Below are 11,845 nucleotides of genomic sequence, written 5' to 3' on the forward strand. Positions count from 1 at the left end.
GGAAAGGCTCTACCCCTTTATTTCCAAGCAATTCCGGACGGAAAACCGCTACGCACTTTTCCTGGAATTGCTCTCGGTCAGGAAGGCAAGCAGCGCAATGACCGGGAAGGCGACGCCGATCCAGGAGGCTAGGTTCCAGCCGCCGGTCGCATAGGCCCAGCCGCCAAGCGCCGAACCGAGGGCGCCCCCGGCGAAGAAGGTCGCCATGTAGAGGCCGTTAAGGCGGCTGCGATGTTCGGCGCTGAGCGCGAAGATGGCGCGTTGGCCGAGCACGAGGTTCGTCTGAACGCCGAAGTCCAGCATGATCCCTGACAGCGTCAAGGTGATGAGTGCCAGCAACGAGCCGCTGCCGGAAAAATGGCCGATCAGGAAGGCGACGATGGCGATCGTCAGAGCGAAGGCGGTGGCAAGCTTTGTCCAGCCGCGATCGGCAACACGCCCGGCAATCGGCGAGGCGACTGCCCCCGCCGCGCCGGCAAGCGCGAAAAGGGCGATACCATTTTGCGTCAGACCGAAGGCCGGGCTCGCCAGCAAGAGTGGTGTCGTCGTCCAGAACAGGCTGAAGGCGCCGAACATGCAGGCCTGGTACAGCGCCCGACGCTGGAGGACCGGTGTGCGAAGCGCGAGGTGGCCCATGGAGGACAGCAGCTGCCCATAATGCAGCCTCGTATGGGGCACGCGGGTCGGCAGAACAAGGCGCAGGATGGCGATCAGGCCGACCATGACGCCGGCCGAGATGATATAAACGGCGTGCCAGGATAAAAGCTCGGACAGGAAGCTCGCAGCCGGGCGGGCGAGCATGATGCCGACGAGCAGGCCACTCATGACATTGCCGACGACAGCGCCGCGGCTGGCGTCCGGCGCCATGTGGGCAGCAAAGGGGACAAGGACCTGCACCGCGACGGAAGCCAGGCCGATGCAGAGCGAGGCGAGCAGGAACAGCGACGGCGAGGAGGCAAAAGCTGCGCCTATGAGCGCGATAGCAGATAGCGCTACCAGCGTCAGTACCAGTTTCCGGTTCTCAAGAAGGTCGCCGAGTGGGACGATCAGCAACAAGCCGAGGCCGTAGCCGATCTGCGTCAGGGTGACGATAAGGCCGGTCGCCGCCGGGCTGAAGCCGAGCGACTGGCTGATGGGACCGGCGAGCGGCTGACCATAATAGAGATTGGCGGCTACCAACCCACAGGCGGCGGCGAACATGAATGTGAGAAGCGGCGAAATGGTCTTTTCGGGGAGCGGCGTGCTCTCCCGTCGGGCAGCGGCAGTTGCGGGCATGTTTCGTCCTCGATGTGGGCAGGGAAGCGTGTTCCCCGAAATTTCGATGGAAATCAGTTCAGCAGTTTCATGGCCGTTTCGGCGACGGCGAGCATATGTTCGGCCTTGCGGCCGGTCTTGCCAATCACGCGCATACCCTTGGTCAGGGCAAGCAGAGCGCAAGCGGTACTTTCGGGATCGACATGCTTCGGTATGGAGCCATCCTCATGTCCGAGGCGGATCAGATTGAGGATGCGCCTTTCGTCGAAATCGAAGGCGACGCCGACACGACCGGCGACTTCTTCGTCGAAAAGGGCGAGCTCTGTCGCGCTTCCAACCACGAGGCAGCCGCGGCGACCGATCTCGCCGCACGAGGCCTCCGCGAAGAACCTCACCAAAGTCCGCAGCTTTTCATGAGCATTCGGCGCCTTGGCAAGCGCGTCGTCGATCAGCTGCTGACGGACTTGGCGATACCTGTTGAATGCGGCCAGGAAGACGCCGCGCTTGTCGCCGAAAGCCTTGTAGACGCTGCCTGCGGTCAGCCCCATGGCTTCGGTCAATTCGCTGATCGAGGCTGCATAATAGCCGCGCTCGGAAAAGACGCGCAGTGCTTCATCGAGCGCGGAATCCATGTCGAATTCACGCGGGCGTCCACGAAGCTTCGGTGCGGTATCGAGAGTGTCTATCGTCATGCCACTCTTTTAGGAAATGATCGTTTCCAAATCAAGCGAATTTTGCGCCGCAGCAAGACATTGCGAGAATGGCGGCGGCTGGTTTCGTTATTCGTGGAAAAACGCCATATGGATCGCGTCTTTATAACGTCCGTCTATGCGGACGGAATTGCGTGCGAGACCCTCGCGGACGAAGCCGACTTTTTCGTAGAGCGCGATGGCTCTGTCATTGTCCGCATGGACGCTGAGTTCGATGCGTTCTATTTCCGCGTCACGCGCGGCGCGCAGCGTTGCTTCGATCAAGCGACGACCTAGGCCCTTGCCGCGATAGGCGGGGATGATGCCCATGCCGAGTTTGCCGGCGTGGGCGTGAGAGGGAAACATATGGCGGCTGATATCGCACCAGCCGACCACTTTCCCATCGGCCAAGGCGACGAATTGCGGATTGCCCTTTTCGATCATACCAAGCACGAAAATGCGCGTTTCTTCCAAGGGAAAGGCTTCGAGCAGCGACAGATATTCCCGCTCGCGCGCGACCGTATCAAGCGCCTTGTGAAAGCCTTCGATATGATCGACTGATATGGGCTGTATCCGGATTTCGCTACTTGCGGTCATCACTGGTATCTCAATGCAAATCAGGGAAGCATCGAAGATAAGGGCGAAGCCAAAGTGTGTCTATCCGCGCAGACGGTCAGCGATGTCTTACAGATCGAGCACCCAAGTCTGACCGTTCAATTCCGGACCGAACATGCGATGTCTTTCCTCCGACACAAGTCTGAAGCCCGCCTTGATGTAGATCGCCCGCGCCGTGTCGAGGATATCATTGGTCCAGAGCGAGAGTGTTCTGTAGCCGGCATCGCGCGAGAAGCGGATGCACTCGTCGACCAGCATCTTACCGAGACCGAGGCCGCGTGCGGTCTTGTCGACATAGAGCAGCCGAAGCTTCGCGATGTCGTCACCGCCATCGGTAATCATGACGGAGCCCACGTTCAGGCCGCTTCGCTCGGCAATCCAGCATCGGTCCTTCTGCGGATTGAAATTGGACAGGAATTTGCCGGCGACTTCGGCCACCAATCCCTCGAAGCGGTCGTCCCAGCCGAATTCTTCGGTGTAAAAACGTGCCTGGCTTTGTACGATCCAGCCGATGTCCCCCGCTCGATGGTTGCGGATGATGGCGGGGGGCGCTGCGGTTCGATCAGGGCCTAGCGTGTCCTGGATCGTCCGCATTGCCGCCACGATACGCTCTGGTTCTCCGATCGCGAGCTTTTCGAAATATCCGGCGATCTGCGCGCGTGAGCGGCGGACGAATTCCTCGAATTGCGCCTGTCCCTTATCGGTGACCTTTATGACCTGGCTGCGCGCATCGGTCGGATCGGGCGTCGTCTCGACCAGCCCATCCTCGCGGAAGCGCTTGACGATACGGCTGAGATAGGCGGGGTCGAGATGGAGATCGCGCGTCAGCGCCGAGGCGGCGACGCCGCCGCGGAAGCCGACTTCGAATAGCACGCGCACATCCGTAAGCGTATAGGGGCTGTCGAGATAGGCCTTGTTCAGGACGCCGAGAAAATTCGTATAGAAACGGTTGAAGTCGCGAACGGCATCGATGGTCGCGAATTCGGCAGCAGGACTCATGGCATCGTCTCCTCAGATACAGGAGACGATGTTGGCTATTTATTGGACTCAGTCAAGTAAATTGATTGGACTCAGGCCGCGCAGCTGCTGCGAGCTTTTTCATTCGCGAGAGCAAAATCCACAGCCGCTTCCGCATGGATCGTCGTCGTATCGAAGCCCGGCAGGATCAGCGCCTTCGGATCGAGGATGAGGCAGATCTCGGTGCAGCCGAGAATAACGCTGTCGGCGCCTTCGGCCTTGGCGCGTTCGATGATGGCGTTCAGCTTCCGACGTGACTCGTCCTTGATGATGCCGGCGCAGAGTTCGTTGAATATGATATCGTGCGTGACGGTGCGATCCTCGGAACCGGGGACCAAGATGGAGACGCCGTTTTCAGCCATGCGCTCGGCATAGAAGCCGTGTTCCATCGTGTAGCGCGTGGCGAGCAGTAAAGGCTTGACCCGACCGGCGGCCTTCAAGGCTGCGGCGGTTTCATCGATGATGTGGATGAGTGGTGCGGAAACGCGCTCGGCAACCTGAGGCGCGATCAGATGCATGGTGTTGGTGCAGATGAGCACACATTCGGCGCCGGCCGACTGTAGGCGCTGCGCAGCATCGGCGAGCCGGTCGGCGGCATCGTTCCAGCGCCCGGCCTTCTGCAGCGCGACGATTTCTTCGAAATTGACGGAGTACATCACCAGTTCGGCGGAGGAGAGGCCGCCCAGGCGTTCGCGGACCATTTCGTTGATCAGGCGATAATAGACTGCAGAACTCTCGAAACTCATACCGCCGATCAGGCCAATGGTGCGCATAATGCTGTTCTCCGCTCGTGGATTTTGAATGGAGGAATAGTGCGGTGATTCATCCGCCGTATGTTTGCGTTTTTTGAAGCTTATCAGGATCTCTCTGCAAAAGTTTGCGCATTTTTCGATTTATGTGCAAAATAACGGCGCGCATATAGGGAAATACCGCACATGCTGGACGAACGTGACCGAAAGATTCTCGAATTTCTGCAGGCGGATGCCGGCATCTCCGTCACCGAACTTGCCGATCGTGTGGCCTTATCGGTCTCGGCCTGCTCGCGGCGCATACAGCGGCTCGAGGAGAGCGGGCATATAGCCCGGCGCATCGTTGTGCTCGACCGCGAAAAAATGGGGGTGCCGACTACGGTCTATGCGATGATCAAGACGGCGCATCACGCCGACGAGTGGATCGAATCCTTCCGCAGGGTTATCGGTGACATCCCCGAAATCGTCGAGGCGCATCGGCTTACCGGCAATTATGATTATATCCTGAAGATCGTATTGCCGCGTGTCGAGCATTACGATGTCATCTACAAGCAGCTCGTGCGTAAGGTCGAGCTCTTCGACGTCTCCGCATCGATCTCGATGGAGGAACTTAAAAGCGGCGCCTCCGTTCCTGTCGGGTATGCGCAATAGGCGCCTTGCCGTATCGTAGCCGTGCAGAGGTGCCATGCATAAAAGACGGTTGCTGCATATCCTTCTCAACCCTACGTTTTCGAGCGGACTTAATCGCGAGGTGTTGCCATATGCAGGATCATCATGTCGTCGTGGTCGGAGGTGGCTTTGGCGGGGTACAGCTCGCCAACGATCTGAAGGGTGCCCCCGTCCGGATCACCATGATCGATCGGCGCAATCATCACCTCTTTCAGCCACTCCTCTATCAGGTCGCGACCACTCTGCTTGCGACTTCCGAGATCGCCTGGCCGATCCGCAACTTTTTCCGCGATCGGCCTGAAGTGACGACGCTGCTTGCCGAGGTCGTCGGCGTCGATAGCGCGGCGCATGAGGTGCTCCTGAAGAATGGCCAAAAGGTCCATTACGACACGCTGGTGCTGGCAACCGGCGCTACTCATGCCTATTTCGGCCATGACGAGTGGGAGCCGGTGGCGCCAGGATTGAAGACGCTGGAGGATGCGACCACCATCCGCCGGCGCCTCTTGCTGGCCTTCGAGCAGGCGGAAATGGAAACCGACCCGGCCGTCCGCGAGGCGCTGTTGACCTTCGTAATTGTCGGCGCGGGTCCCACGGGTGTCGAGCTTGCTGGTATCATCTCCGAGCTGGCAAGGACGACACTGCCGAAGGAGTTCCGCAATATCGATACCCGCAAGGCGAAGATCATCCTTGTCGAGGCCGGTCCACGGGTATTGCCCGCTTTCGCGCAAGAGCTCTCCGACTATGCGCACAAGGAACTGGAACTGCTGGGTGTCGACGTCCGGTTCGGCAGACCCGTCACCTCATGCACGGCCGAAGGCGTGACGATCGGCGACGCGTTCGTGCCATGCCGCACCATCGTCTGGGCGGCGGGCGTCGAGGCGTCGCCGGCGGCGAAATGGCTCGGAATTCCAGCCGATCGTGCCGGCCGAGCCATTGTCGATAAGGATCTGAGGGCACCGGGCAAAGACGATGTTTTCGTCATCGGCGATACGGCGGCCGTCATGCGGGACGATGGCAGTCCGGTGCCCGGGATCGCTCCAGCTGCAAAACAGCAGGGCTCTTACGTTGCCAAGGTGATCAGGGCGAAGCTTGCGGGCCGACCAGCGCCGGGGCCATTTCACTATCGCCATCAAGGCAGCCTGGCGACGATCGGTAAAAGTGCCGCGATCATCGATTTCGGCTGGATCAAGCTTAAGGGCTGGCTCGCCTGGTGGGTGTGGGGACTTGCCCATATCTATTTCCTGATCGGCGTGCGCTGGCGCATCGCGGTCGCCTGGAGCTGGCTGTGGATCTATATCAGCCGGCAGCACAGCGCCCGGCTGATCACGCAGCGGGAAAGCATGCGCGAAGAATAAGGGAGGGCGGCGTCCGGATCGGACGCCGCCCTTTTCGGCTTATGCCAGCGAGGCGATGTCGATCACGAAGCGATAGCGGACATCGCTCTTCAGCACGCGCTCGTAAGCTTCGTTGATGTCCTGGATGCTGATCTTCTCGATTTCCGAAACGATATTGTGCTCGCCGCAGAAGTCGAGCATTTCCTGAGTTTCCTTGATCGAGCCGATCATGGAGCCGGAAAGGCTGCGGCGGCCCGGAATGAGCGAGAAGGCATGGACCGGAACGGCATGTTCGGGGACGCCGAGCAACACCATGCTGCCGTCATACTTCAACAGGTTGAGATATGCATTCCAGTCGATGGCAGTTCCAACCGTATTGAGGATAAGGTCGAAGCTGCCGGCGAGCTTCGTGAAGGTCTCGGCATCGCTGGTCGCATAATAATGGTCGGCGCCGAGCTTGAGGCCATCTTCCTTCTTCGACAGCGTCTGGCTGAGAACTGTCACATCGGCGCCCATGGCGTGCGCCAGCTTGACGCCCATATGGCCGAGGCCGCCCATGCCGACGATGGCGACCTTCTTGCCCGGTCCGGCCTTCCAGTGGCGCAGCGGCGAATAGAGCGTAATGCCGGCGCAAAGCAGCGGAGCACCTGCGTCGAGCGGAATGTTGTCGGGGAAGGAGAGGACGTAGCCTTCCTTGACGACGATCGAGTCGGAATAACCACCGTAAGTCGGTGTCTCGCCGTCGGCCTCGACGTCGTTGTAGGTCTGAACGAGGCCGGGCATGTAATGTTCGTAGTCGAGGTCGCGCGTGGCGCAGGTCGTGCAGGAATCGACGAAGCAGCCGACGCCGACGCGGTCGCCGACCTTGAACTTCGAAACCTTGGAGCCGACGGCGGTCACGATGCCGGCGACTTCATGGCCCGGCACCATCGGATATTTCGAGAAACCCCATTCGTTGCGAGCTTGGTGAATGTCGGAATGGCAGACGCCGCAATATTTGACGGAGATGACAACGTCGTCCGCATTCGGGTCGCGGCGTTCGAAGGTGAAGGGGGTGAGCGGCTTGGACGCGTCGGTTGCGGCATAACCCTTTGCGATAGGCATGGGAGATTTCCTTATCTTTTCGGATGGGTGGGGAGTAGAATTTGGATGGCCACCATGCATCAGGATCGGGCCGCAGCGTTAGAGCGATCCTGCAAGCTTTATGTACGATCCTGCGAATCTAAATGTACGGTAGATCTTTCGCGATCGAACGGTGTTACCTAGATAGACATCGATATCTGCTCGAAAACAGTTGGTTGCGCATGACATTGCCTTTCAATCCCAATCAGGAACTCGCATCCATCGTTGCACGTTTCGCTCCGGGGGACGGCGAACACCGCACGCCGATAGGCAGTCTTAATCTCTATCGGCAGTCGGCCGCGACCGTGTGGCAGCATGGGGCTTATCGGCCCTGTTTTGCAATCGTGGTCCAGGGACGCAAGCATCTGACAATCGGCGCCGAGACCTACAGTTACGGAGTCGGCGAGTATATTTTGACTGCGCTCGACCTGCCGGTATCGACGCAGGTTACCAATGTCGGCAGTGATACGCCTTATCTTTGCTTCGGCATGGCGCTCGACAGCGAACGCTTGAAGGAGCTGCTGTCGCGCGTCAGCATTCCGCGTCAGGCACTGACTGCCGAGCCTGTGCGCGGAATTGCGGTCAATGCCGCCTCGCCGGAACTGCTCGATGCCTCGCTGCGCCTGCTCCGATTGCTTGATCGGCCCGAAGATATTCCGGCCATGGCGCCTTTGATCGAGCAGGAAATCCTCTATCGCCTGCTGACCGGCCCGAACGGACCTCGTTTGCTGCAGATAGCCATGGCAGAAAGCCAGACCAATCGAGTGGCGCGTGCCGTCGCGTGGCTCCGCAACAACTATACACAGCCGTTGCGCATCGAAGAGCTCGCCGAGCGTGTCGGCATGAGCGTTTCCTCGCTGCATCACCATTTCAAGACTGTTACGGCCCTCTCGCCGATGCAGTATCAAAAGCAGCTTCGGCTGCATGAGGCGCGGCGGCTGATGATCGTCGAACAGCTCGACGTCGGATCGGCCGGCCACCGCGTCGGCTATCAGAGCCCCTCGCAGTTCAGCCGGGAATATAGCCGCCTTTATGGTCTGCCGCCGCTGAAGGATGTCGAGGCCATGCGCAATAGCGTTGTCGCGGCCGAGTAGGGGATGTTTCCGACCAATCATTTGCGTCAAGTTCTCTTGATCGACTGGCCGACTCGTGGCGACCGCTACCGTTTAGCAACCTGACAAGCACTCTCTTTTAACGCAGTGCAGCAACGAATTCCGCTTGACGACCGCATCGGTGTCCTGCATAAAGTGCCACGAACCGTACCGTACGGTACGCATTTGGGAGTGGCCATCGTGCTGAGCGAAGTAGTACAGTCGAGCGAGTTTTCGCCGCGCCAGAACGCGGTTCTGGAACAGGCGCTGCGTCTGCTTGTCGACGGCGGCGAGAAGGCGCTGACGACCTCGGGTGTCGCGCGCGCCGCCAATTGCTCCAAGGAAAGTTTGTATAAGTGGTTTGGTGATCGCGATGGCCTCCTGTCTGCGATGATCACCTACCAGGCCAGCAAGGTTCGCACCTTCGAGCGCAATGGCGAACGACTGAATACGGCAAGCCTGCATGACCATCTCGTCATTTTCGCCCGCGATCTGCTCGAGGTTTTGGCCGGCGACGTTTCACTTGCGTTGAACCGTCTGGCGATCGGCCAGTCGAACCGCGATGGCTCGAAGCTCGGCAAGCTGCTCCTGGAGCGCGGACGCCGGCAGATCGACCGCCGCGCCATCGGTCTCATCGATGCCGGCAAGCGGGCAGGGCTGCTACGCTTTGCCGATGCAGACGAGGCATATCACACGCTTTATGGGCTCATCGTCTCCGATTTGCATGTGCGCATGCTGCTCGGTGAGCCCGGTTTGAAGGATACGAGCCGTCAGGCTGAGAAAGCGGTCACCGCTTTCCTCAGGCTTTACGGCACGGAAAAGGTATTGGCGGAAGCGGCAGCGACCGTCTGAGACTTAGACGTTTACCCAGACAAGCAAAGGGAAGGACAAACAATGCGCGTCTATTACGATCGTGATGCCGATCTCAACCTCATCAAGTCGAAGAAGGTCGCCGTCATCGGCTACGGTTCTCAGGGCCGCGCGCACGCGCTGAACCTGAAGGACAGCGGCGCACAGAACGTTGTGATCGCGCTCAAGGCCGGTTCCCCGACCGTCAAGAAGGCCGAAGCCGACGGCTTCAAGGTCATGACCGTTGCCGAAGCTGCCGCCTGGGCCGACCTGATGATGATGGCGACCCCGGACGAGCTGCAGGCCGACATCTACAAGTCCGAAATCGCTCCGAACATCCGTGACGGCGCTGCGATCGCTTTCGCCCACGGTCTCAACGTTCACTTCGGCCTCATCGAGCCGAAGGCTTCGGTCGACGTCGTCATGATCGCTCCGAAGGGCCCGGGCCACACGGTTCGCGGCGAATACCAGAAGGGCGGCGGCGTTCCCTGCCTCGTTGCCGTTCACCAGAACGCTTCCGGCAACGCCCTTGAACTCGCGCTTTCCTACGCCTGCGGCGTCGGTGGCGGCCGTTCGGGCATCATCGAAACCAACTTCCGCGAAGAGTGCGAAACCGATCTCTTCGGCGAACAGGTCGTTCTCTGCGGCGGTCTCGTCGAGCTCATCCGCGCCGGCTTCGAAACGCTGGTTGAAGCTGGCTACGCTCCGGAAATGGCCTATTTCGAGTGCCTGCACGAAGTGAAGCTGATCGTCGACCTGATCTATGAAGGCGGCATCGCCAACATGAACTATTCGATCTCGAACACGGCCGAGTGGGGCGAATACGTCACCGGTCCGCGCATCATCACCGAAGAGACCAAGGCTGAGATGAAGCGCGTCCTGAAGGACATCCAGACCGGCAAGTTCACCTCCGAGTGGATGCAGGAATACCGTTCGGGCGCTGCCCGCTTCAAGGGTATCCGCCGCAACAACGACAGCCACCAGATCGAAGAAGTCGGCGCCAAGCTGCGCGGCATGATGCCCTGGATCGGCAAGAACAAGCTGGTCGACAAGTCGGTCAACTAAGCTTTCGGCATTGCCGGAATGGAGGGCCGGGGCGAAAGCTCCGGCCTTTCTACTTATGGGCCGCGACGTAGAGCCACCTTGTCGGCTCGCCATCGAAGCCGCCACCATCGGCTTCGGTCATGGTGATGTTCTTCCATCCTCCGACGCTCAGCATACCCCGAAGCCATGAGGCCGACGGATAGTTGTAATAGCGTCCGAACTTGTCATACCCTTCCGCTTCTCCTGCCTTGAAGCTGGCGTGGAAGATGCCGCCCGTTTTCAGGGCGCGCAAAATGCGATCGAAGATATCCGGCAGGGCAGATCGCGGAACATGCAGGAGGCTGGCCTCCGCCCATATGCCGTCGAAGATTTCGGTGGCATCCAAGTCTTCGAAACGCATGACTCGAACGGGCTTGCCAAGACGCTTTTCCGCCTCTCTCGCAAGCTCTGCTGAACCGTCTGTGGGCGTAACATCGAAGCCGCGCGAGAGCATATAGGCGGCATCCTGGCCAGCGCCGCAACCCAGTTCGAGAATGGCTGCGCCCGTCGGCAGGGCGGCCAGAAAGGCATCCAGCCTCTGGCGCGGCAGCCTGCGTTCACGCGCCGCGTAGACGGCGGCGTTGTCGGTATAGAAGGACGATGTCGGATCGGTGCTCATGCCTGGTTGGCGCCTTTTTCGAGATGTATCGCGTTTAAGCGGAAAAGGACAAATATCTATTGTGCTTTGCCAAAATAGACCACGCGATCCAGGTCCTTGAAATGGGCGTCCAGCGTCAGAATGTCGGCGTCGTGCAGTTCGGCCGTGGCGTAGATGATTGCGTCGGCGAGTGCGAGTTTGTGTTTCGCCGAGACTTCGGCAGCGAGACGGGCGAGGGCGGTATCGAGGGGAGCTATGATGCAGGTGGCGGTATAGGCGAAAAAGGAATCGACTGCGTCCTCGCCGCGCTCGCGCTCCAGCCATTTGGCGAGTTCGAGCTGGACGATGGTGGGGACGATGCATTCGGTTCGCGCAGGTATTTCGCCCTGGAGCCGATCTGCAGCCGGACCTTGGGTTAGCCATTCGATCCACGCCGAGCTATCAACGACGCGCATTAGAACCGGTCTTTCCGGTCGCGGTAATTGCCGGGGTTGGCACCCTTCGCCATGCCCTTAAGGTCGGCAAGTTCGGGTACGGGGATAAGCAGCACGCCCTTGCCCTTGGGAATGAAGATGAACTCCTGACCCGCAGTCCAGTGCTGCTGGTCGCGAACTTCTTTCGGGATCGATATCTGAAATTTCGAGGAGAGGGTTGCTGTGGCCATTCTTACGTTTTTCCGATCGATGGATTGAGCGTAAGAATAGCACCTAGAGAGAGAAATGTGTAGGTCATTTCAGACGCGATCTAGCATCGATGACCGGCAAGGCTGCGATCG

At 59.6% G+C, this 11,845-nt stretch carries 14 protein-coding genes; 5 read left to right on the forward strand and 9 right to left on the reverse strand.

The features are described 5' to 3' along the window. Positions 1-48: 48 nt before the first annotated feature. From FBZ97_RS04720 to FBZ97_RS04740, 5 genes are all read right to left on the reverse strand, one after another. Positions 49-1,275, reverse strand: coding sequence for an MFS transporter (locus tag FBZ97_RS04720; protein WP_145316834.1), 1,227 nt, complete (start codon positions 1,273-1,275; stop codon positions 49-51). A gap of 53 nt (positions 1,276-1,328) precedes the next feature. Next, positions 1,329-1,946, reverse strand: a complete 618-nt coding sequence (locus FBZ97_RS04725) for a TetR/AcrR family transcriptional regulator (protein WP_113332976.1) — start codon at positions 1,944-1,946, stop codon at positions 1,329-1,331. A gap of 87 nt (positions 1,947-2,033) precedes the next feature. Continuing rightward, positions 2,034-2,540, reverse strand: a complete 507-nt coding sequence (locus FBZ97_RS04730) for a GNAT family N-acetyltransferase (protein WP_113391301.1) — start codon at positions 2,538-2,540, stop codon at positions 2,034-2,036. A gap of 87 nt (positions 2,541-2,627) precedes the next feature. Beyond that, positions 2,628-3,557 carry a bifunctional helix-turn-helix transcriptional regulator/GNAT family N-acetyltransferase gene (locus FBZ97_RS04735; protein ID WP_145316835.1) on the reverse strand — a complete coding sequence of 310 codons (930 nt, stop codon included), beginning with the start codon at positions 3,555-3,557 and terminating at the stop codon, positions 2,628-2,630. Between the two features lie 71 nt (positions 3,558-3,628). Next, on the reverse strand, positions 3,629-4,348 hold the full coding sequence (locus FBZ97_RS04740; RefSeq protein ID WP_145316838.1) for an aspartate/glutamate racemase family protein: 720 nt from the start codon (positions 4,346-4,348) through the stop codon (positions 3,629-3,631). Between the two features lie 162 nt (positions 4,349-4,510). On the opposite strand from FBZ97_RS04740, the gene FBZ97_RS04745 reads away from it, so the two are divergent. Then, positions 4,511-4,975 carry an Lrp/AsnC family transcriptional regulator gene (locus FBZ97_RS04745; RefSeq protein WP_112721097.1) on the forward strand — a complete coding sequence of 155 codons (465 nt, stop codon included), beginning with the start codon at positions 4,511-4,513 and terminating at the stop codon, positions 4,973-4,975. Positions 4,976-5,085: 110 nt separating this feature from the next. Then, positions 5,086-6,348, forward strand: coding sequence for an NAD(P)/FAD-dependent oxidoreductase (locus FBZ97_RS04750; RefSeq protein ID WP_113391303.1), 1,263 nt, complete (start codon positions 5,086-5,088; stop codon positions 6,346-6,348). Between the two features lie 39 nt (positions 6,349-6,387). Here FBZ97_RS04750 and FBZ97_RS04755 read toward each other — a convergent pair whose 3' ends face one another. Beyond that, on the reverse strand, positions 6,388-7,431 hold the full coding sequence (locus tag FBZ97_RS04755) for an NAD(P)-dependent alcohol dehydrogenase (protein WP_113391304.1): 1,044 nt from the start codon (positions 7,429-7,431) through the stop codon (positions 6,388-6,390). Positions 7,432-7,631: 200 nt separating this feature from the next. Between FBZ97_RS04755 and FBZ97_RS04760 the strand changes: the two genes are divergently transcribed. The 3 genes from FBZ97_RS04760 (at position 7,632) to ilvC (ending at position 10,454) form a co-directional block, all read left to right on the forward strand. Next, positions 7,632-8,543, forward strand: a complete 912-nt coding sequence (locus tag FBZ97_RS04760; RefSeq protein ID WP_113391305.1) for an AraC family transcriptional regulator — start codon at positions 7,632-7,634, stop codon at positions 8,541-8,543. Positions 8,544-8,741: 198 nt separating this feature from the next. Beyond that, positions 8,742-9,392: a TetR/AcrR family transcriptional regulator C-terminal domain-containing protein gene (locus FBZ97_RS04765; RefSeq protein ID WP_145316840.1), complete on the forward strand. Its 651-nt coding sequence runs from the start codon at positions 8,742-8,744 to the stop codon at positions 9,390-9,392. Between the two features lie 42 nt (positions 9,393-9,434). Then, the gene (ilvC, locus tag FBZ97_RS04770) at positions 9,435-10,454 is read left to right on the forward strand and encodes a ketol-acid reductoisomerase (RefSeq protein ID WP_069612460.1); all 1,020 of its coding nucleotides are present in this window, start codon (positions 9,435-9,437) and stop codon (positions 10,452-10,454) included. 49 nt (positions 10,455-10,503) lie between these two features. Here ilvC and FBZ97_RS04775 read toward each other — a convergent pair whose 3' ends face one another. From FBZ97_RS04775 to FBZ97_RS04785, 3 genes are read right to left on the reverse strand one after another with little or no spacing between them, the layout of a single operon-like run. Continuing rightward, the gene (locus tag FBZ97_RS04775; protein ID WP_145316842.1) at positions 10,504-11,091 is read right to left on the reverse strand and encodes a class I SAM-dependent methyltransferase; all 588 of its coding nucleotides are present in this window, start codon (positions 11,089-11,091) and stop codon (positions 10,504-10,506) included. Positions 11,092-11,147: 56 nt separating this feature from the next. After that, entirely contained in the window at positions 11,148-11,525 is a 378-nt protein-coding gene (locus FBZ97_RS04780; protein ID WP_145316844.1) for a type II toxin-antitoxin system VapC family toxin, read from the reverse strand. Beyond that, positions 11,525-11,734 (reverse strand): AbrB/MazE/SpoVT family DNA-binding domain-containing protein, encoded by a 210-nt coding sequence (locus FBZ97_RS04785; RefSeq protein ID WP_112721102.1) that lies wholly within the window; start codon positions 11,732-11,734, stop codon positions 11,525-11,527. The genes FBZ97_RS04780 and FBZ97_RS04785 overlap by 1 nt, the downstream gene beginning before the upstream one ends. Positions 11,735-11,845 lie beyond the last annotated feature (111 nt).

It is taken from the genome of Rhizobium sp. ERR 942 (assembly GCF_007828395.1).
Taxonomy (GTDB): Bacteria; Pseudomonadota; Alphaproteobacteria; order Rhizobiales; family Rhizobiaceae; genus Rhizobium; species Rhizobium dioscoreae.